Origin of the sequence: uncultured Roseobacter sp., from assembly GCF_947496515.1 — a bacterium.
Classification (GTDB): Bacteria; Pseudomonadota; Alphaproteobacteria; order Rhodobacterales; family Rhodobacteraceae; genus Roseobacter.
In genome coordinates, this window is the sequence record NZ_CANMDB010000007.1 from 90220 (window position 1) to 110944 (window position 20725).

Consider the following 20725-nt stretch of genomic DNA (forward strand, 5'->3'; position numbering starts at 1 on the left):
CCGGCGCCTTGTGATCACACTCGCCCCATGATCCTGAACCCCCGTCCCGTCGATGCCGCGACAGCGGCCCACGATCGTGTCTACCGCGCGCTGCGCAGTCGTATCATGCAGGGGGATCTGCCCCCCGGTGCTGGCTTGACCCTGCGCGGGATCGGCCGGGAGTTCAACGTATCCATGACGCCCGCGCGCGAGGCGGTGCGGCGGCTGGTGGCGGAGGGCGCGCTCACCATGTCGTCTTCCGGTCGCGTCTCCACACCGGAGCTCAGCAACGAGCGCATCGAAGAGCTGGCGGCACTGCGTGCTCTGCTCGAGGTTGAATTGGCCAGCCGCGCCTTGCCCCGGGCACATATGGCCCTGATCGAGCGCATGCAGATGATCAATACCACCATCGCGGAGGCGGTCGCGCACCGCGATGCTGCCAGCTACATCCGGACCAATCTGGAGTTTCACCGCACGCTCTACCTGCGGGCCCAGGCCCCCGCGATGCTGGCCATGGCTGAAACTGTCTGGCTACAGATGGGGCCGACCATGCGGGCACTCTATGGTCGATTGCGCAAGACAGAACCGCCGCAGTTTCATCGCCTGATCCTCGCGGCGCTGCGCGCGGGCGATGAACCGGGGCTACGGCTGGCTGTTCGCTCCGACGTCACCCAAGGGTTACGGATGCTTGCAAGCTAGCAGAACCCGCGTGGCGTCGACTGCTTCATGGGTCAGAGGTATTCCGAGGCGTTGCTGCGGCTGGCATACCCGCCCGACTGGTCCGATCCGTCACGGGCGAGACGCGTCAAATTTGAACAAGATCCTGCCGCGAAGATGCCACATTTTCACGTTTTAATAGAATTGTACGCACCACGGGGGGGGCGCTAAATGAGTAATTTGTTACAATGGCACGGAAAAAGAAACGATTTAAAGGACGGATCAGGCCCGCCTGGACCTATGATCTGGACCTGTTGGTCGGGCTCATCTCTGAGCTCGCGGCCTCGGATGGTGAAGTGGCGACAGTCAGCCGTGACGAGCTCGCACGTGATATTCTGGGGCCATGGCCATGGATGCGGGTACTGATCGCGGAGACGGACAAAAAAGTGGTTGGGTATGCCGCGCTTTGCCCCGTGGCGGAACTGCAGTTTGGCAAGCGAGGTCTTGAGGTCCAGCACCTTTTCGTGGTGACCAAGGCACGCCGGACCGGCGTCGCGACGGCGCTGATCCGTGCCGGTCAGGATCTGGCGCTCGACGAAGGCTGCACCTATCTGTCTGTTGGCGCGCATCCGGAGAATGAGGTGGCGCGCGGCATCTACTTACGTATGGGATTTGCACCGCAGGCCGATCCGTGGCCGCGCTTTCACATTGCGCTCACACGGCAGGGCTGAAGCCCGCAGCTCAGGCAGCGAGCCCGTTGCTGCCCAGATCCAGGAACTTGGTCCGTCGCTCGGTCACGAGCGTGGCTGCGTCCTTACCGTCCAGATCGCCCAACATTGCCTCGATCGCGCGGCCGACGGCCGCGATGGCCGCAGTGGGGTCTCTGTGAGCACCCCCCAGCGGCTCTGCGATGATGCGCTCGATCACGCCAAGCTGTTTGAGATCCTCCGCCGTGAGCCGGAGCGCCTCCGCCGCCTCGCGCATTTTTTCCGCGTCTTTCCACAGGATCGAGGCGCAGCCTTCCGGGCTGATCACCGAATAGACCGAATGCTCCAACATCGCGACACGGTTCGCCGTGGCAAAGGCCACTGCCCCGCCGGAGCCCCCTTCGCCGATGATGACAGAGATTACCGGTACCCCGATCTGCAGGCACTTTTCCGTGGCGCGTGCTATGGCTTCGGACTGGCCGCGTTCTTCGGCACCCTTGCCCGGGTAGGCGCCCGGGGTGTCCACCAGCGTGATCACAGGGAGTTTGAACCGGTGCGCCAGATCCATCAGCCGGATCGCCTTGCGGTACCCCTCGGGGCGGGCCATGCCGAAATTCCGTTCGATCCTGGATTTCGTATCGTGGCCCTTTTCGTGGCCAATCACCATGACCGGGCGGTCGCCCAGCCGCGCCAGCCCGCCCATGACGGCCTGATCGTCGGCGAAATTCCTGTCACCCGCAAGCGCCGTGTAGTCGGTGAAAAGCGCGTCGATATAGTCACGGCAATGGGGGCGTTCTGCATGGCGGGCGACCTGACACTTGCGCCACGGAGAGAGCGATTTGTAGAGATCGGCCAGCATCGCCCGTCCCTTGGCGTCGAGCGCTGCGGCCTCTTCGGTCACATCCATTTCGTCGTTGGCGCGCGCGAGGGCGCGCAGCTCTTCTGCCTTGCCTTCGATTTCGGCGAGGGGTTTTTCGAAATCCATGTATTGGGTCACGGGTCGGCCTTCTTTTGCTCTTGTCGTTATATGGCGGGCATTGCCGCGCAATGCAACGCGGGCGTCAGCTGGGAAAGAGCACCGGGTAGAGCGACGCAATCAGCAAAAGTGCCATGCCCCGGTTGAACAGTGTCAGGCGGCGTGGGTCGGTCAGCAGCCGTGCCATTTGCTGGCCGAGCACCGTCCAGAGCGTGATGGCGGGCAGGTTGACGGTCGCAAACGTGAGCGCCACGGCCACAAAGGCGCCGAGTGTCTGGCTCTGCGCGTAGACGGACAGTGCCGTCAGCGCCATGGCCCAGGCCTTGGGATTGACCCACTGGAAGGCGGCGGCCTGCAGGAAGGTCATGGGCCGCCCCGTATTGGCATCCCGGTCCAGCGGTGCCGCGGTCGCGATCCGCCAGGCCAGATACCCAAGGTAGAGCACGGAGAGGACCTGGAGGAGCGTGTAGCTGGCGGGGTGACGCGCGAAGACCTCCGCGAGACCCGCGCCGACGAGCACGATCATCACGCCGAAGCCGATGGAAATGCCCAGCATATGCGGGATGGATCTCATGAAGCCGTAATTCGCGCCCGAGGCCATGAGCATCAGGTTGTTGGGCCCGGGCGTTGCGGAGGTGACGAAGGCAAAGAGCACGAGGGCGGTGAGGAGTTCGGTTGTCATGGCGCAATCATCACCGTGCTGGACCGATTTGAAATTGCGTTCTTGTGAGGGAATTGCCTATTTGTGCAATATATGACCATGATTGATCAGAAATCCGAAGAGATATTGCATATCCTCAAACGAGACGGGCGCATCAGCAACCTTGCCTTGGCGGAGCGGGTCGGATTGTCGCCCTCTGCCTGCTTGCGCCGGGTGCAGGAGATGGAGCGCGCCGGTGTCATCCGCGGCTACCGGGTGGTGTTGGATGCGCAGGCGGTTGGTATCGGGTTCGTCGCCTATATCGGGGTGGGCCTCAACGATCACTCCAAGACATCCCAGGAGGCGTTCGAGCGGGCGATCTCTCTCACGCCGGAGGTGGTTGAATGCCACAATATCACCGGTACAATCGAATACTTGCTGCGTGTAGAATGTGCGGATCTACCCAGCTACAAGCGGTTTCATACGGACAAGCTCGGCGCGTTGCCGCAGGTCAATGCGATCACCTCCTATGTGGTCATGGGCTCGCCCAAGGACGAGCGGGCGTGACAGAGTTTTCTTGCCTCCGGCGGGAGTTTATCTGGCAAGATGAGCGAGCTATGGCGTCTGACGCAATGCCTGAAACCTGACGCTTTTACATCGCTGATGTCAGGCGGCCGTGCGCGATCTAAGTTTTTGGCAGGGCGCCTTAGTGCGCGGCTTGATCGGCAATCTCGGCAAAGCGGTCGTCCAGTTGCCGTGCGAGGTTCGCGAGATCGGGACCGCCTTCCGGGGTGTAGGGAGCGAAGACGAAGCCAGGTGTCTTGTAGGACAGGGTGGCGGTGCCGTTCGATTCCTCGGTGACATAGAAGCGGATGGGTGCTTCGATCATCGCCGCGGTCGAGAGCGCCAGGATTCTGACGGCGAAATCATTGTTGAAGACACCGACGACGCGGTTTTGCGGGATGGTGATGCCACGGGCCTTGGCAGCACCCGTGGGTCCGGCCTGGGTGACGACACCCATGCCGTGCGCTTTGACGGCGGCTTTCAGATCGTCCAGCAGCGTGGCATGAGGTTTCTGGGTCGTGATCACGACCCAGCCCTCGCGCGGGGCGATGGATTGGGCATGGGCCACGGTTGCCGTCAGAAGGCACAGGCAAATGGCGAGAAAGGATCTCATGGCGGGCTCCTTGCTTGGACCAGCCCATAAGGTCAGCCAGGCCCCGCTTTGCCAAGTCACGCTTGCGCTAGCCGGCGATCATCTCCGATTGCCGCACGATGACCTCAGCCTGTTTGATCGAGGCGATATCGACGAGGCGGCCCTTGTAGACAGTGGCCCCTTCGCCATTGGCCTTGGCGGTTTCCATGGCGGTGAGGATCTCGCGTGCTTCGGCGACCGCTTCTTCGGATGGGGTGAAGACCTCGTTGGCAATGGCCACCTGTTTGGGATGGATGGCCCATTTGCCCACCATCCCGAGCGTGGCGGAGCGGCGGGCCTGGGCGCGGAAACCCTCGTCATCCGTGAAATCGCCGAAAGGACCATCGACCGGCAGCACGCCATGGGTACGGCAGGCGGCGACGATGGCGGCCTGTGCCCAGTGCCAGGGGTCGGACCAGTGTTTTTGCCCCTCGCGGATCATATAGTAGTTTTCCTGCGTGCCGCCGATCCCCGTGGTGGCCATGCCCATGGAGGCGGCGAAATCGGCGGCTCCGAGGCTCATCGCAGCGAGGCGTGGGGAACTCGCGGCGATCTCTTCGACATGGGCGATGCCTGCAGCGGATTCGATGATGACCTCGAAGGTAATGGGCTTGTCGCGGCCCTTGGCGGCCTCGATCGCGGTGACCAGCGCGTCAACCGCGTAGATGTCCGCCGCGCAGCCCACCTTGGGGATCATGATCTGGTCAAGGCGGGGGTCGGCCTGCTCCATCAAATCGACCACATCGCGGTACCAGTAGGGTGTGTCGAGGCCGTTGATCCGTACCGAGAGCGTCTTGTTGCCCCAGTCAATATCCGTGATTGCCGCGATGATATTGGCGCGGGCGCTGTCCTTGTCGGTCGGGGCCACGCTGTCCTCCAGATCGAGATTGATCACGTCCGCAGCAGAGGCGGCCATTTTTTCGAAGATCGCGGGCCGGGAGCCGGGGCCGAAGAGTTGGCAGCGGTTGGGTCGCGCGAGCGGTGCGGGCTGGAGGCGGAAGCTCATCGGCGTATCCTTGAGTAATAAAGTTGCGAAGATATTGGTTTGGTTGGTATGAAATTGCGCATGATGCTGCAAGTGCATTTTGCAGTTGCAGCAAGAGACTCGCTTGAGTGATGTCTGAACGCTCAGATATTCGCGGTTATGCGGGCTTCTTCGAAGAATAGTGCAGTTTGTGCCGCAGTATGGCGTATTTTAAGATGTGTTTGCGCTCGGATCGCGGCAGATTGCGGCAAATCTTAAGGAGTCCCTGACCATGATCCAGACACCCTATCTCTTGTTTCTCGGTGATGCACCGGATCAGTTGGCGGCCAAGGTCGCACAGGGCATCAAGGACTGGCGGCCCGAGAATGCCGTGGGTCAGATCCGGTTGCCGGGCTGCGGTGCGGATATGGGTTTGACAGACATGAGCCTGGAAGACGGGCTGGCTGCGGGGGCGAAGACGCTTGTCATCGGGGTTGCGAACCGTGGGGGGGTGATTTCAGAGGCGTGGCAGGCGGTTTTGGTCAAGGCGTTGCAGCTGGGCTATGATGTGGCGGCGGGCTTGCATAATCTGCTGCGCAACGAGGATGCGCTGCAGGCCGCCGCAAAGGTCAACGGCCGCACGCTGCACGATGTGCGGGTACCATCCGTTGCCTATCCGATTGCCAATGGCGTGAAGCGGACGGGTAAACGCGCGCTGGCCATCGGGACCGATTGTTCCTGCGGAAAGATGTATACGGCCATGTCGATGGACGCAGAGATGGTCAAGCGTGGGTTGAAGTCGGACTTTCGCGCGACCGGTCAGACCGGCATCCTGATCACCGGGAAAGGCGTGCCGCTGGATGCGGTGATTGCGGATTTCATGGCCGGGGCGGTGGAGTATCTGACGCCCGACAACGATGCCGACCACTGGGATCACATTGAAGGACAGGGGAGCTTGTTTCACGTGTCCTATTCCGGCGTCACCATGGCGCTCATTCATGGTGGTCAGCCCGATGCGCTGATCCTGTGTCATGAGCCAACGCGAACGCATATGCGCGGTCTGCCGGATTATACGCTGCCCAGCCTGGAGCAGTTGCGCGATACGGCGTTGCCGATTGCGCGGGTGGCCAATCCGGCTTGTCAGATTACGGGCGTTTCCGTGAACACCAAGGCGCTGGATGAGGCGGCGGCGCGGGCCTGCCTTCAGGAGATCGAGGACAGGATGAATTTGCCTGCATCGGATCCGTTCCGCTTTGGGGCGGGCAAGCTGGTGGATCCGTTGTTGGCACTGTGATGGCTGCCGCTGTGCCGGTTCAGGGCTGTGGATTGAGTTTATTTGGCAAGATGATGAAGAGCAGACGATGCGCATAGAGGTCACCCGCGATGTTTTCCAGCTGGCGCAGGTCTTCACGATTTCGCGTGGGTCGCGGACGCAGGCCGAGGTCGTGACGGTTCAGGTGCGGGATGGCTCCGCGCGCGGCTGGGGGGAATGTGTGCCCTATGCGCGCTACGGCGAGACGTTGGAGAGTGTGACGGCGCAGATTGAGGGGTTGCCCGATGATCTGACGCGGTCACGCCTTCAGGCCTTGTTGCCTGCCGGGGCTGCGCGGAACGCGGTGGATTGCGCGCTGTGGGATCTCGAAGCGAAGCGGGCGGGGTGTCGGGCCTGGGCGTTGGCGGGACTTCCTGCGCCGGGGCCTGAGGTGACTGCTTATACGCTGTCGCTCGATACGCCGGAGAAGATGCGCGCTCAGGCGGCGGCGCATGCGGCGCGGCCCTTGCTCAAGATCAAGCTGGGAACACCCGATGACATGCCGCGGCTGGAGGCGGTGCGCGCGGGTGCGCCAGAGGCCGCGATCATTGTCGATGCGAATGAAGGGTGGAGTGCGGAGGTCTACGCGGATTTGGTGCCGCACTTGCTCCGCTTGGGCGTTCGGATGGTGGAGCAGCCCTTGCCCGCGGGGGCGGATGAGGCGCTGATCGGGATGGAGAGGCCCGTGCCTGTTTGTGCGGATGAGAGCTGTCATGATCGTGCGAGCCTGCCGGAATTGCGGGGGAAATACGATGTGGTCAACATCAAGCTCGACAAGACGGGCGGCTTGACCGAGGCGCTGGCCTTGCGGGAGGCGGCGCTGGCGGACGGGTACCAGATCATGGTGGGCTGCATGGTGGGGTCGAGCCTGGCGATGGCGCCTGCGACGCTGGTGGCACAGGGTGCGCTGATCACGGACCTTGACGGGCCGCTGCTTCTGGCCGAAGACCGGGGTGAGCCGTTGATCTACGATGCGGCCGGGGTGCATCCGCCTTCGGCCGAGCTATGGGGGTAAGAACATGCGCACTGTCTACGTGAATGGCGAGTACATGCCGGAGAATGAGGCCTCTGTGTCGATCTTTGACCGGGGCTTTCTGATGGCGGACGGGGTCTATGAGGTGACCTCCGTGCTGGGCGGCAAGCTGATTGATTTCGAGGGGCACGCAGTGCGGCTGCAGCGGTCTCTGGATGCGCTGGACATGCGCAGCCCCATCGACCGCGAAGACCTTTTGGAGGTGCACCGCGAATTGGTGCGGCGCAACGGGATCGACGAGGGGATGATCTATCTGCAGGTCACCCGCGGCTCTGCCGGGGACCGGGATTTCGTCTTTCCCGACCCGGAGACAACAGCGCCCACAGTGGTGCTGTTTACCCAGGCAAAGCCCGGGCTGGCCCATAGCCCCGCGGCGAAAAAAGGCATGAAAGTCATCAGCATAGAGGACATCCGCTGGGGTCGCCGCGATATCAAGACGGTGCAGTTGCTGTATCCGTCCATGGGCAAGATGATGGCCAAGAAGGCGGGTGCTGACGATGCCTGGATGATCGAGGACGGCTATGTCACCGAAGGCACGTCCAACAACGCCTATATCGTCAAGGACGGCAAGATCATCACCCGCGAGCTGAGCAATGACATCCTGCATGGCATCACCCGGGCGGCCGTCTTGCGCTTTGCCGAAGAGGCGCAGATGCAGGTGGAGGAGCGCAACTTCACCATCGAGGAAGCACAGGCGGCTGAGGAGGCTTTTATCACCTCCGCGAGTACTTTTGTGATGCCGGTGGTGGAGATCGACGGCGTGGCGCTGGGCGATGGGACGCCCGGGCCGGTGGCCACGCGGCTGCGGGAAATCTACCTTGAAGAAAGTCTGAAGGCGGCGGTCTGACACCCCGATCCTCGGTGTACCGACAGCGAAACGGCCCCCTCGGTGGGGCCGTTTTTGCATCTGGAGCTAACCTTCTGAAATCACGAGAAAACCCATGTCGGTATCACGTCGGTATTCTGTCGGTATTGCGTCGGTGCGCGCGTCGGTTTTTCGGCGGGTGAGCGTGGTTTGCGCGGCGAGCGGTGTGTTCATGCTAACGGATGCTTTTGGTCGCGCACGGTGCCCTCTGTCCGGTGCATCGTGACGGGTGGGCGATGTTTCAACGCCAGCGCGCGCCAAAACCTTACTGTCGCTTTTTCCAAAAGCCGAAGGTGTAGCAGCGGCATGACATGATGGGCAAGGTGCTGAGTGTTCGGGGGTTTTACGCGGCCCGGTCGAGGCAAAAAAAAGACCCGACCCTTCCCATTTGGGAACTGCGCCACAACGGGGCGCTGTCGTACACCTAATCTCGTACTTTAAATGGTATGCGCTTGGGGTAAGTCTGGACCGCTTGCGGGTGAGCGAACATTTCAAAACCACAGCAGCAGGTATCGGGCGCGACCTCGGCTACCCGACACCTGCTGCTGCTTCCGGAGAGCGGGATACATGAAACTCAAATATCTTTTTGGCGCGACGGCGCTGGTTGTGGCGTCTGCGACGTCGAGCATGGCTGCGACGTATAACATCCTTGGCGGCTTTTCGGGCGGTCAGCTGGGCACGGTGGCGTTCGATATCAACATCACCGCTGACTTTGCGGATCCGGACACCATCGGTCTGGTCACCAGTGATGGCCTGACCATCAATGCCATGACATCCTCAGAGGTCCCCGGCGATCCGTTTCAGTTGACCGGACCCGAAGCGGGGCCGTTGCAATATGCATATTTCACCGACTCGTTGTGGATTTTCGGGGGCCTTTTTTCTGCGGATGCCGGATCAACAGATTTCCAGTTTGTGATTTATGGATTTCCCAATTCCGATCCAGACAATGTCACTGTTGTTGATACTCTCGCATCCGTCGACGGTTTCAGCCCTCGCCTGAACGGCACCGCTTTTATCAAGAAGATCCCCGATCCGCAGGTATCTGCTGTGCCGCTGCCCGCGGGGGCGCTGCTGATTTTGTCGGGTCTGGCGGGACTGGGCGCGGTGCGTCGGCGGCAACGGGTCACAGCACAAATCTAACTCACCCCCGCACGAGGCCCTTCAGCTTGTGCGATAGGGGGGCGTTGGTTTGTTCCAATGCGACGACGGGTCCTGGTGCAACGGTCAATTGTTTTGCAAAACAATCGGGCGCCGGTTGCGGCGTTCCGGCGAGACGTCTGGCTAGCCGCCGTTGGTGAGCGCGCCGTTCTCCCAGGTGCCCGTGGCTTCTTCACCCGTCGCGTAGCGCATGGTGCCGGTGCCCTGCCGTTTGCCCGCCTCGAACGTGCCCTCGTAGACGTCGCCGTTGGCATAGGTGGCGATGCCCTTGCCGTCGATCTCGCCTTCGGACCAGGCGCCGTCGTAGACAAACCCGTTGGGCAGGGTGATCTTGCCCTGACCGTCGCGTTTGCCCGCGTCGAAGCTGCCGGTGTAGATCGTGCCATCGGGGTAGGTCGCGACGCCCTGACCCTGACGCTGGCCGTCAATCCACTCGCCTTCGTAGCGGTAGCCGTTGGCGTAGGTCATGATCCCCGTGCCATGGTTGCGGGCGTTCTTGAACTGGCCTTCGTAGGTGACGCCGTTGGGATAGGTGGCCTTGCCCTGGCCTTCGATCACGCCTGCCTTCCACTCGCCCTCGTAGGTGGCGCCATCGGGGTAGGTGATCAGCCCGCGGCCGTCGGCCTGACCTGCGGCGAAGCTGCCTTCGTAGATCGAGCCGTCGGGGTAGGTGACCCGGCCTTCGCCCGCGATCTCGCCCGCGACCCAGTCGCCCGAGTAGGTATAGCCGTCCTGCGCCGTGAACGTGCCCCGGCCGTCGCGCAGGTCATTGGCAAAGCTGCCTTCGTAGACATCGCCGTTGGCGTAGGTGACCTTGCCCTGACCTTCGCGGCGGCCCGCGACAAGCTCGCCTTCGTAGACGTCACCGTTGGCCTGGGTGAGCGTCCCGGTGCCATCGATCTGCCCGTCACGCCAGAGCCCCACGTAAATGAGCCCGTCCGGTGTGGTCAGCGTGCCTTCGCCTGCGCGCATGCCGCCCGAGATGCCGCCTTCGTAGACCGCGCCATCGGGGTAGGTGATGGTGCCCGTGCCTTCCTTGACGCCGTCGACCCAGTCGCCCTTGTATTCATAGCCGCCCGGGCTTTGCATGGTGCCGGTGCCGTGGTGTTTGGCGTTGCGGAACTGGCCCTCGTAGCGGACCCCGTTGGCATAAAGGGCGATGCCGCTGCCCATGATGGCGCCGCTGTCCCATTCGCCCTCGTAGGTGCCGCCGTCGGCGAAGGTGATCTTGCCGAACCCGTCGGGTTTGCCCTTGGCAAAGAGACCCTCATAGACCGATCCGTTGGGGAAGCGCGCGATGCCCTCGCCCTTGATCTCGCCATCGACCCACTGGCCGGCGTATTCATAGCCGTTGGGCAGCTTGTAGGTGCCCGTGCCGTGCTGGACCCCGCCGCGAAAGGTGCCCTCGTAGACGCCGCCGTCATCGTATTGCTTGGTCAGCACCTGGCCTTGCTGGGCCATCAGCGGAGCGGGCAGCAAGGCGAGGCAGAGGATCAGGGGACGCAGGGGCATGGGGCTCCTTGGGGTATCGTGTGAGGGGCGCGATCTTTGGCCAAAACTTATGCAAAGCCCGGCCCGGGGGCAATCGTCTTTTACCGGGGTGGGCGGGTCTTGGGCTTTTCTGCCGGGCGCAATCTGCTACATCACCTCTCACCTGAAGGCAAAAGGGCCAAGCGCATGTCGGATCGGTTTAGGATGATGCTGGGACAGTTGAACCCGACGGTGGGGGATCTGGCGGGCAATGCGCAGCAGGCGCGCGCTGCCTGGGAGGCCGGGCGCGATGCGGGCGCGGATCTGGTGGCGCTGCCGGAGATGTTCATCACCGGCTACAACGCGCAGGATCTGTGGCTGCGCAAGGCCTTTCAGCTGGATGTGGCGCGGCATGTGGAGGAACTGGCCCTGGCCTGTGCGGAGGGACCCGCCCTTGCCATCGGGTCGCCCTGGGTTGAGGGGGCGCAGCTTTACAACGCCTATCTCATTCTCAAGGGCGGGCGCATTGCGTCCCAGGTTCTCAAGCATCACCTGCCCAATGAGACCGTTTTCGACGAAGTGCGGATTTTCGATGCGGGGCCTCTGGGCGGGCCCTATTCGGTCGGTAACTCCCGGGTGGGCAGCCCCATCTGCGAGGATGCCTGGCACGAGGATGTGACCGAGACGCTGGCCGAGACGGGCGCGGAGTTTCTGCTGGTGCCCAATGGCTCTCCTTACGACCGGGGCAAGTTCGACGTGCGGATGAGCCATATGGTGTCGCGGGTGGTGGAGACGGGGCTGCCGCTGGTTTATCTCAACATGGTGGGGGGGCAGGATGATCAGGTGTTTGACGGTGGTAGCTTTGCGCTGAACCCCGGGGGCGCGCTGGCGGTGCAATTGCCGGTGTTCGACGCTCAGCTGGCGCAGGTGGATCTGGAGCGCGGGCCGGAGGGCTGGCGTGTGGTTGAGGGCGAGAAAGCGACCCGCCCCAGTGCCTGGGAGCAGGATTACCGCGTGATGGTCACGGGACTGCGCGACTATTGCCGCAAGACGGGTTTCGGCAAGGTGTTGCTGGGCCTGTCGGGCGGGGTGGACAGTGCGATCGTGGCGGCGATTGCCGTGGATGCTCTGGGTGCGGAGAACGTGCGCTGTGTGATGCTGCCGTCGGAGTACACGTCGGAGCATTCGCTGGAGGATGCCGAAGCGGTGGCGACGGCGCTGGGTTGCCGGTATGACTATGTGCCCATTTCGGGGCCGCGGGCTGCGGTGACCGAGACGCTGGCGCCGCATTTCGAAGGGCTGGAGGCGGGGCTGGCGGAGGAGAACATCCAGTCGCGGCTGCGCGGTCTTCTGCTGATGGCGATGAGCAATAAATTCGGGGAGATGCTGCTGACCACGGGTAATAAATCCGAAGTGGCCGTGGGCTATGCGACCATATATGGCGACATGGCGGGCGGCTACAATCCGATCAAGGATCTGTATAAAACCCGGGTGTTCGAGACCTGTCGCTGGCGCAACGCCAATCACCGCGACTGGATGCAGGGGCCCGAGGGCGAGGTGATGCCCGTGCGGGTGATCGACAAGCCACCCTCCGCCGAGTTGCGCGCGGATCAGAAAGACAGCGACAGCCTGCCCGACTATCCGGATCTGGACGCAATGCTGGAGATCCTCGTTGACCGGGCGGGCTCTATCGAGGATTGCGTGGCGGCGGGCTTTGACCGCGAGGTGGCCAGCCGGGTGGAGCATCTGATCTATATCTCCGAGTACAAGCGCTTCCAGTCAGCACCCGGCGCGCGGCTGACGACGGGGGCCTTCTGGCTCGACCGGCGCTACCCGATTGTGAACCGCTGGCGGGACGGGAAAGCAGGCTAGGGAAGGTGGTTGGCCGCACGGCGGATGACCGGCAGTGGCAGGCTGGTGGCGCGTGCGGCTTTTCGGCATGTGACGCGCCGCTGAAACCCCAGCCGGTGGGATGGGACCGGGGGAAGCTCTCTCGCCGCCATCGAGGCGGGTCGAGAGCTGTCCGGCCCGAGGCCGGACGCCGCCGCCCGGAGGTTCGGTGTCTGACCACAGCCGTCGCCCGAGGTATCAGGTGTGGTGTGGGTGATCTGACAGCCGGGGCGACCCGTTGAACCGAACGGGAGGTCAGTGTGTGGACCTTGCCGCGCCTTGAAAGTACGCCAGACCTTGCTTGTGGCGCGACCGGAAATGGGCTGCGCGCCGCGCCGGATCATCGTCTTTACCCGCGGAGGTCGCGGCGTGCGCCTTGTCTAATATCGGGCATCATCTGCTTCGACTATGAGGCGTCTGTCGCGTGCCGCAGGTCGATTGGTCGCTGGAATGCCTGGTTGTCCGAGAGCTGCCCGCCGGGGGTGCGGTTGTCTTACGGGGGTCGCTTGGCGACGGGTTTTTGGTCGGGCACAGGAAAACTGCCCGTATCCTTGTCTGACAAACCTGCGCAGGGCCCCTGACCTGTCATTGAGCGGTGTCAGGCGTTGGCGAGAGTGGACAGAGGGCCTGAAGCCCAGCGGAGAGGTGGCTTTAGCGGGGGCCGCGTGCAATCAGCTCTGCCCCCCGGGGCCCGCTGAAGTAGGCGCTGCACCTGTCGATGAACATCTGCAGCAGCCGGCGTTTCGGGCCGGGGGCAAAGCCCAGGGACAGGGTGATGCCGCTCTCACACTCTGCGAGCGGGACGCAGTGTACCGGGGATCCTGCGTAGCTCGGGACATGGCGCGGGCGCATGTTGAGCAGCGACAGCCCGAGCCCCGAGGCCACCAGCGACCGCACCATTTCGGTTCCGTTGGCGGTCGCAACGATGCGCGGCTCCTCCCCGCTTTGCGCCAGCAGATCGAGGTAGTAGCTGCGGGCGGCAGGCCGGTCGAGCAGGATCAGCGGCTCCTGCACGATCCGTTCGACCGATACGCTGCTCTGAGATGCGATGGCATGATCGGCGGGGCACAGACAATAGGTGGGGGCGAAGATGAGGGCCTGCGTCTCTATCTGAGGGTTGGGCAGTTCCTCCACGAAGAGGATCGCATCGAACTGACCGTCCAGCAGCCCTTTTTGAACGGAGGTGTTGTCGCCTTCGGTGAAGGACAAAGAGACCTCCGGGTGGGCGGCCAGCAGCGCCGCTGAGAGCTCCGGCAGAAAGGCGGGCGCGACGGGCGCGTTGTAGCCGATGGTCAACAGCCCTGAGAGACCTGACTGCAGGTTTGCCACATCGCTGAGCATGGCGTTGTACCGCTCCAGCAGGTCGTCGATGCGGCGCTGCACGTCGCGTCCGGCGGCCGTGAGAAAGATGCCCTTGGACCGCGCCCGGGTCACCAGCGCCATGCCAAAGGCGGTCTCGGCCTGATCCAGCGCCGTTGCAATGGCGGAGGGCGCTACATTCATGGTGTCAGCCGCCGCGGCGATGCTGCCCTGGCGCAAGGCCTCCTGAACGTAGCGCAACGCGCGGATGGAGAGGGTCACGGCTCATTCCTCGGGTATTTGAGCTTTGTATATCGTATAAATCTGTTTTCCAAAGAATAGTCCATCTGCCAGTCTGCGCCCTGTCGCAAGCGAGGGGGTATGACATGAAATCCAGAGCCAGGGCCGTCGTGATCGGCGGCGGGATCGCGGGCTGCTCGACCCTCTATCACCTGACGCAGGAGGGCTGGAGCGATGTGGTGCTGGTCGAACGGGATGAGCTGACATCGGGCACCACCTGGCATTCCGCGGCGCAGGTCACGAATTTCGGCATGACGCAGACCATGGTGGGCCTCAAGTCGCATTCTATCGCGCTCTACAAGAAGCTGCGCGACGATCCCGACTATCCCGTGGGCTATCACCACGGGGATGGGGGCATCCGGCTGGCCAATACGCCCGAGCAGATGCAGGGGTACCGTCATTTCGCCTCCATGGCGCGGTGCATGGGTGTGAACTACGAGGTCATTGATGCGGCGGAATGCGCCCGGCGCCACCCGCTGATCGCGACCGAGAACCTGCTCGGGGGGCTGTGGGACGGGGAGGACGGTGACATAGACCCCGCGCAGCTGTGTCAGGCACTGGCGTTTCATGCGCGCAAGGCGGGGGCGGAGGTCTATCGCAATACGCCGGTGACGGGGCTGACCCAGCGGCGTGACGACACCTGGACCGTTCACACAGCACAGGGTGATATTGATTGCGATGTGGTCGTCAACGCCGGTGGCTACCGCGTGAACGAGGTGGGTGCGATGATGGGGGTGCATCATCCCGTGGCGTCGATGGAGCATCAGTACTTCATCACCGAGGATATTCCGGCGATTGCCCGGGCCGGGCACCGGATGCCGTTGCTGCGGTGCCCGATCTCTGACTATTACGCGCGCCAGGAGAAGGGCGGGCTGCTGGTCGGGTTTTACGAACAGGACTGCAGGACCTGGGGCATGGACGGGATCAGCCCGGGTTTTTCCAACGATCTGTGCCCCGATGATCTGGACCGGGTGATGGATGTGCTGGAAGGCGCGTTCGCGCGCATGCCCGCCCTGATGGACGTGGGCATCAAGCGCGTCGTGAACGGGCCGATCACCTACACGATTGACGGTGCGCCGTTGGTGGGGCCTGTACCGGGCAAGCGCAACGCCTATTGCATCATCGGGTTGCGCGCAGGGCTGGGCGAAGGCGGCGGCCACGGCTTGTTGCTCGCCCAGCAGATCGTGCAGGGCGAGGCGTGCTATGACACCTGGTGCATCGATCCGCGCCGGTTCACGGGACACGCCAATGTGGAGCTGACCGCGCTGAAGGCCATCGAGGATTACCAGAACGAGTTTCGCTTTCATTTCCCGCATGAACATCGCCCGGCTGGGCGCCCGGCCAAGACGACGCCGCTGACCCCGGTGCTGGCGGCCGCGGGGGCAGAGTTTACCACCGTCAATGGCTGGGAGCGGGTGGATTACATCAAACCGGCGCCCGATTTTCACCCCCGCCTGAGTTTCGAGTTTGATGAGACCTTCGATGTGGTCGCGGGCGAAGTGCGCATGGTGGCCGAGCGTGTGGGTCTGGCGGAGGTCAACGGATTCAACCGGATCGAGATCACCGGCGCGGACCGCCACGCCTTTCTGGACCGGATGATCTGCGGGACGGTCACACGGCGCGAGGGCCGTGTGGGCCTCGGCTATCTTCTGAACCATCAGGGCTGCATCAAATGCGAGGCGACAATCGCCAACCTGCCTGCCTCGGACCGTGGTCCGGCGCGGGTCTGGTACGGGTCTGCCGCAGCCTCCGAGAGCCACGACATGGATTGGCTGAGCGCGCATGTGCGACCGGAGGAGGATGTGCAGCTGCGCAGCCTGACCAACGATCACACGATCCTCGTGCTGGCCGGACCCAAGGCGCGGGCGGTTCTGTCGGCCTGTGCGCGGGGGGACTGGTCCGCGGCGGCCTTCCCGTGGTTGTCGGTGCGCGCGTGCTTTATCGGCTTTGCCCCGGCCATCGTCATGGGCGTCAGCTTTTCCGGAGAGCTGGCCTACGAGATCCACGTGCCCAACGCATCGCTCTATGCGGCCTATCTGGCGCTGCGGGAGGCGGGTGCGGCACATGGGCTCGGTCTTTTCGGGGCGCGGGCCGTCGAGTCCATGCGGATGGAAAAGGGCTTTCTGCACTGGAAGGCGGATCTGATCACGGAGTTTGATCCCTTCGAGACGGGGCTGTCGCGGTTTGTGAAGATGGACAAGGGGGATTTCATCGGCAGGGAGGCCTTGCGCGCCCGGCGGGCCAAGGGCTCGCAGAAGCTGCTGGTGACGCTGAAGGTGGACGCGCCCCACGCACCGGCGCATCCCGGCGCGTCGCTGATGCAGGAGGGCAGGGTGGTTGGCACGGTCACGTCCGGTGCCTATGGCCACCGCGTCCGTGCGAACCTCGCCTATGCCTTTGTTGCGCCCGAGGTGAGCGAGCCCGGCTGTGCGCTGCACATCGACATCTGCGGCACGCTTTGCCCCGCGGAGGTCATTGCGCCGTCCCCCTATGATCCGGCGTTTGAGCGGATGCGCAGCTAGAGCGGGTAGACAGACTGCGCGATGGCGGGGCCACATGGTTCGGTGCTGCGAACCTTTGACCGTTGTAACGGAACGTGGCGCCGGTGGTCCTCCCCGGCGCCAGTTGCGGGTCAAAATCTGCCGGGTGACCAGAAGTATGTCTCGCCCGAGCTGTCATCTACACCGTCGTTGTCGGTGCTGATCCAGGCGGTGCCATCCTCGAAGATCGCCAGACCTTCGATCTTGTCGACCACATAGCCGTTCAGGGAGAGCAGATCGGGGATCAGATCGCGGACCTCTTCCTTGCTGACCACGGGCAGCGCGCCACCCAGGGGGGCCGGAACCATCTCGGCAGCGGGGATGCGGTAGATCTTTTTGGTGACCGCGGCGCCGCCGATCTGGTTGTCGCGTTCGATGACGTAGACATGATCCCCATGCGCCACGATCTCGGACAGACCCACCCAGCCGGTCGCGGGCGCGGCCTTGGGATAGTGGACGGCGCCCCATTCTTCGGTCTCGAAGTTATAGGCCACCAGCTTGACGTGGTCTGCGGGATCATCCTGCCACTCGCGCTGGACGGCCATCCACAGCACGTTGCCGATCCGGGTGATGCCCTCAAAGCCGAAGCGACGCTCGACCGCCATCAGTTCGGGCGGCAGACCGATCTCGCCCGCGCGGAACCGGATCTCTCCCGAGCCGTCCACATGGTAGATGGCGTGGGGAATGAGCCTTTCGGTGCGGCCTTCGGAGGCGATGAAGAACCCGCCCTCGCCGTCGAGCGTGATGCCCTCCATATCCAGCTGCTGGGCCGCATCGCCGTTCCGGCGCGTCACGGGGATGCTGTCCACGATGGTTGCGGGGGTGGTCCTGGTGTCGATCTTGAAGATCGTCGGCTGAAACCCGTAAAAGCTGTCGTTCACGGCCCAGATGATGCCATCCTCATCCGCGACCATGCCCGAGAGCGCACCCCAGCCGATCAGCCTCTCCGCACCGGCGGAGGTCAGCTGCGGGTAGGCGGGGGCGGCGTCCTGCAGCGCGTAGATCATCACGTGGCTGCGCGCCCCGCCGTCCTCGATCAGGTCGGTTTCGTTTGCGGTGACAAAGAGGTTCCGCGATGGGATGGCCACGGCGCCCTCGGGCCCGATGCCGCTGGGCAAAAGCTGCGTGAGCACGGGGGCTGCCGGGTCAGTCAGATCGTAGACACCGACAATCGAAGACCGCTCGGCCAGAATAAAGGCCATGGGCGTGCCGTCAAAGACGCCGAATTCCATGCCCTCGGGTTCGACCCCCTTGCTGTCGGAGCGCTTGTCCGGATAGTGCCCGGCCTCGATGATCGCGTGCTCAAAGGCGGTGCCGCTCTCGTAGACCAACTCCCCGTCCTGGCTGAAGATCGACCAGCCGCGGGAGCCGCCATCCATGTCACCTTCGTTGGCGATGGCGAAATGCGTGTCGTCGATCCACTGGACGGCGTCGGGTTCGCGCAGACGGCCCGGCTGGCTTTCGGTGAAGACCAGCGCGCCGCGTTCGTCGGTGGCGTCGATCCCGTCAAGATCTACGGATCCTGCGGAGAAGTCGTGGATCACGCCGTCCTTGGTGGCCACCACGATGTGGTTGTTTTCCTGAAGGGTCACGACGATCTCGCCCTCGGCGTTGATGTCGACGAACTCCGGTTCGGGATCGTCGGGGGCGACCGCCGCCAGCCCGCTGACGTCGATCACGGCGAGGGTCCCGCAATCGAGCGTGCCGTCCGCCACATCCACGGTCACCAGAAAGCCGCCGGGCATCTGGCCCACGCGCCCGTCGCCGAGGTCTTCGTCGCGCTCGTTCTCGATCGCGATTGCGATGAATGTGCCGTCTGGGGCGGTGGCGGTGGAATCCGGTTGGCCGCCGAGATCGCAGGCCGCGGTTTCTTCCATGTTGGTGAGGTCAAACGCCTTCACCATGCCGGAGGGGGCGGTGAAGCTTTGCGAGGTGTTCACGCCGACAAAGGCCGTGTTGCCGATGATCGAGACGGCCGTGGGCTCGCCCCCGACGGCGATGTTGCCTTTGGGTTTGGGGTTTGCCGGATCGGTGATGTCGATCAGGCCGATACCCTCCAGCGGGCTGTCGGAATAGACCAGGGTCATGCCGTCAGCGCTGACGCTGATGATTTCAGCGGAGCTTTCCGCACTGGCATCCCCGTTGTTCAGAAAGGTCGGAAAACTTGAGATACGGTTGAACGCATCCGAGCTGGCCATCCCAGCCGAGAGCGCCAGGGCAGATGCCGTGGCAACGAGATTGCGGATCATGTGAGCTTTTCCCCTGTGTTGACCCCGCCGCCAAACACCCCGATTGCAACAGTCAGGCGACAATTGCGCGATAGTTTTGTAAAACAGTACGGGATCGCAGGGTCCCTGCTGCCGGAAACTGACAGAGCAATGGCCGACAAGCGGGGATGGAACCAATCGCGAAGGCCCCCCCGCATGCTGACGCTTTATCACGCGCCAAAGTCCCGTTCGACGTCCATCCTCGTTCTGATCGAGGAGATGGGCATCGCCGAGCAGATCGACGTCGTTGAGGTCAGCATTTCGCGACAGGACGGCAGCGGGGGGCCGGATCCGCGCAACCCCCACCCGGAGAAAAAGGTGCCCTACCTGATCCACGGGGATGATCATCTGCGCGAACGCGGGGCGATCATCGCCTATCTGACCGATATGTTCCCCGAGGCCGGGTTGGGTCGGCCCGTTGGGCACCGGCAGCGTGGTGCGTTTCTCAGCTGGCTGTTCTACTATCAGGGGGTGATGGAGCCCGTTCTGGTCCACAGTTGGGCGCAGATCACGCATCCTGCCGCGCGCGCGACCTTTGGCGATACGAAGGCCATGTTTGACGGGCTGTCGGAGGCGCTGAGCGGTCAGCCCTATCTGCTGGGGGACGCCTATTCGGCGGTTGATCTGCTGCTGTCGAGCCCGTTCCACTGGCTTCCCGAAGCGGTACCGGAGGATCCGGTGATCCGGTCCTGGATCGCGCGTTGTGCTGAGAGGCCCGCCCTGAAAGCACACGCGTAACGAGAGCGGTCCCTTTCGTAGAAGGGGTGGAGGGGTCGGTTGCGCTGGGTGCCCGGTGGTGGGGTGACAGGGTGAAGACCGGCGGGGTACGGTGAGCCGGCGCAGGTTGCAAAATCGGGGCGCTTCCGGCTCCACTGCCGCGATGATCGAGACGAGGAAGATCCTGATTTCCGGGTGCTCGGGTGGTGGCAAATCGACGTTGCTGACGGCTCTCGCGCGGCGGGGCTATGCGACTGTTCCCGAGCCCGGCCGCCGCATTGTTGCCGAAGAGTTGCGGGCGGATGGCGCTGCATTGCCCTGGATCAATCCGCACGCTTTTTCGCTCCGCGCGCTGCACGTGGCGCGGTCCGATCTTGACGCAGCCGAAAGCACCAAGGGTGTTGTTTTCTTTGACAGGGGGATGGTCGATGCGGCGGTGGCCTGTGAGCATGCCGGAGGGAGGGCGTATCTGTCGCTGCTTGCGGGCAGCCGCCACTACGACAGGCGGGTTTTTCTGGCGCCGCCCTGGCCTGAGATCTTTGTGACGGATGCCGAGCGGAGGGGCAGTCTGGAGGACGCAAAAGCGGAGTACGCGCGTCTGGTGGCCGCATTTTCCGAGCTGGGGTACGTGGCATCTGTCCTGCCGAAGACGTCCGTGGCCGACCGGGTCGATTTCGTCTTGAGCGGGTTGGGTATTGGGGAGGCGCGCCATGCGGGTCGCTGATAGGGGAGCGCTCTCGCCGGGGAGTAGCGCGT

19 protein-coding genes are annotated in these 20725 nt (G+C 63.5%); 11 read left to right on the forward strand and 8 right to left on the reverse strand.

Going from position 1 to position 20725, the window contains the following annotated elements; translation table 11 throughout:
- Positions 1 to 27: 27 nt before the first annotated feature.
- Complete coding sequence (locus Q1A53_RS13680; RefSeq protein ID WP_299967691.1) at positions 28 to 678, forward strand: GntR family transcriptional regulator; 651 nt, start codon at positions 28 to 30, stop codon at positions 676 to 678.
- A 206-nt stretch (positions 679 to 884) separates the two neighbouring features.
- Entirely contained in the window at positions 885 to 1367 is a 483-nt protein-coding gene (locus Q1A53_RS13685) for a GNAT family N-acetyltransferase (RefSeq protein ID WP_299967694.1), read from the forward strand.
- Positions 1368 to 1377: 10 nt separating this feature from the next.
- Here Q1A53_RS13685 and Q1A53_RS13690 read toward each other — a convergent pair whose 3' ends face one another.
- Positions 1378 to 2340, reverse strand: a complete 963-nt coding sequence (locus Q1A53_RS13690) for an acetyl-CoA carboxylase carboxyltransferase subunit alpha (protein WP_299967697.1) — start codon at positions 2338 to 2340, stop codon at positions 1378 to 1380.
- A gap of 64 nt (positions 2341 to 2404) precedes the next feature.
- A complete protein-coding gene (locus tag Q1A53_RS13695) occupies positions 2405 to 3001 on the reverse strand; it encodes a LysE family translocator (protein ID WP_299967700.1) in 597 nt (198 codons plus the stop codon).
- Positions 3002 to 3073: 72 nt separating this feature from the next.
- Between Q1A53_RS13695 and Q1A53_RS13700 the strand changes: the two genes are divergently transcribed.
- The gene (locus Q1A53_RS13700) at positions 3074 to 3526 is read left to right on the forward strand and encodes an Lrp/AsnC family transcriptional regulator (protein ID WP_299967703.1); all 453 of its coding nucleotides are present in this window, start codon (positions 3074 to 3076) and stop codon (positions 3524 to 3526) included.
- 139 nt (positions 3527 to 3665) lie between these two features.
- Here the strand turns inward: Q1A53_RS13700 and Q1A53_RS13705 are convergent, their stop codons facing one another.
- Both Q1A53_RS13705 and Q1A53_RS13710 read right to left on the reverse strand, forming a co-directional pair.
- Positions 3666 to 4136 carry a DUF302 domain-containing protein gene (locus tag Q1A53_RS13705; RefSeq protein WP_299967706.1) on the reverse strand — a complete coding sequence of 157 codons (471 nt, stop codon included), beginning with the start codon at positions 4134 to 4136 and terminating at the stop codon, positions 3666 to 3668.
- A gap of 67 nt (positions 4137 to 4203) precedes the next feature.
- A complete protein-coding gene (locus Q1A53_RS13710) occupies positions 4204 to 5160 on the reverse strand; it encodes an L-malyl-CoA/beta-methylmalyl-CoA lyase (RefSeq protein WP_299967709.1) in 957 nt (318 codons plus the stop codon).
- A gap of 250 nt (positions 5161 to 5410) precedes the next feature.
- Between Q1A53_RS13710 and dgcN the strand changes: the two genes are divergently transcribed.
- From dgcN to Q1A53_RS13725, 3 genes are all read left to right on the forward strand, one after another.
- The gene (gene dgcN, locus Q1A53_RS13715; RefSeq protein ID WP_299967712.1) at positions 5411 to 6412 is read left to right on the forward strand and encodes an N-acetyltransferase DgcN; all 1002 of its coding nucleotides are present in this window, start codon (positions 5411 to 5413) and stop codon (positions 6410 to 6412) included.
- A 67-nt stretch (positions 6413 to 6479) separates the two neighbouring features.
- Entirely contained in the window at positions 6480 to 7445 is a 966-nt protein-coding gene (dgcA, locus tag Q1A53_RS13720; protein WP_299967715.1) for an N-acetyl-D-Glu racemase DgcA, read from the forward strand.
- A gap of 4 nt (positions 7446 to 7449) precedes the next feature.
- On the forward strand, positions 7450 to 8310 hold the full coding sequence (locus tag Q1A53_RS13725; protein WP_299967721.1) for a D-amino-acid transaminase: 861 nt from the start codon (positions 7450 to 7452) through the stop codon (positions 8308 to 8310).
- 66 nt (positions 8311 to 8376) lie between these two features.
- Here the strand turns inward: Q1A53_RS13725 and Q1A53_RS13730 are convergent, their stop codons facing one another.
- Positions 8377 to 8502 carry a hypothetical protein gene (locus Q1A53_RS13730; protein WP_299967724.1) on the reverse strand — a complete coding sequence of 42 codons (126 nt, stop codon included), beginning with the start codon at positions 8500 to 8502 and terminating at the stop codon, positions 8377 to 8379.
- A gap of 507 nt (positions 8503 to 9009) precedes the next feature.
- Between Q1A53_RS13730 and Q1A53_RS13735 the strand changes: the two genes are divergently transcribed.
- Positions 9010 to 9468 carry a VPLPA-CTERM sorting domain-containing protein gene (locus tag Q1A53_RS13735; RefSeq protein WP_299967727.1) on the forward strand — a complete coding sequence of 153 codons (459 nt, stop codon included), beginning with the start codon at positions 9010 to 9012 and terminating at the stop codon, positions 9466 to 9468.
- 141 nt (positions 9469 to 9609) lie between these two features.
- Here the strand turns inward: Q1A53_RS13735 and Q1A53_RS13740 are convergent, their stop codons facing one another.
- A complete protein-coding gene (locus Q1A53_RS13740) occupies positions 9610 to 10998 on the reverse strand; it encodes a 2-isopropylmalate synthase (RefSeq protein ID WP_299967730.1) in 1389 nt (462 codons plus the stop codon).
- Between the two features lie 165 nt (positions 10999 to 11163).
- Between Q1A53_RS13740 and Q1A53_RS13745 the strand changes: the two genes are divergently transcribed.
- Positions 11164 to 12828, forward strand: coding sequence for an NAD+ synthase (locus Q1A53_RS13745; protein WP_299967733.1), 1665 nt, complete (start codon positions 11164 to 11166; stop codon positions 12826 to 12828).
- A 669-nt stretch (positions 12829 to 13497) separates the two neighbouring features.
- Here Q1A53_RS13745 and Q1A53_RS13750 read toward each other — a convergent pair.
- Positions 13498 to 14427 carry a LysR family transcriptional regulator gene (locus tag Q1A53_RS13750; RefSeq protein WP_299967736.1) on the reverse strand — a complete coding sequence of 310 codons (930 nt, stop codon included), beginning with the start codon at positions 14425 to 14427 and terminating at the stop codon, positions 13498 to 13500.
- 104 nt (positions 14428 to 14531) lie between these two features.
- Here Q1A53_RS13750 and Q1A53_RS13755 point away from each other — a divergent pair, with 104 nt between their 5' ends.
- Complete coding sequence (locus Q1A53_RS13755; protein WP_299967739.1) at positions 14532 to 16967, forward strand: FAD-dependent oxidoreductase; 2436 nt, start codon at positions 14532 to 14534, stop codon at positions 16965 to 16967.
- 110 nt (positions 16968 to 17077) lie between these two features.
- On the opposite strand, the gene Q1A53_RS13760 is transcribed toward Q1A53_RS13755, so the two are convergent.
- Positions 17078 to 19234, reverse strand: a complete 2157-nt coding sequence (locus Q1A53_RS13760; protein ID WP_299967741.1) for an esterase-like activity of phytase family protein — start codon at positions 19232 to 19234, stop codon at positions 17078 to 17080.
- Positions 19235 to 19408: 174 nt separating this feature from the next.
- On the opposite strand from Q1A53_RS13760, the gene Q1A53_RS13765 reads away from it, so the two are divergent.
- Positions 19409 to 19990 (forward strand): glutathione S-transferase family protein, encoded by a 582-nt coding sequence (locus tag Q1A53_RS13765; RefSeq protein WP_299967744.1) that lies wholly within the window; start codon positions 19409 to 19411, stop codon positions 19988 to 19990.
- Positions 19991 to 20132: 142 nt separating this feature from the next.
- Positions 20133 to 20693 (forward strand): AAA family ATPase, encoded by a 561-nt coding sequence (locus Q1A53_RS13770; protein WP_299967747.1) that lies wholly within the window; start codon positions 20133 to 20135, stop codon positions 20691 to 20693.
- The last annotated feature ends 32 nt before the right edge of the window (positions 20694 to 20725 follow it).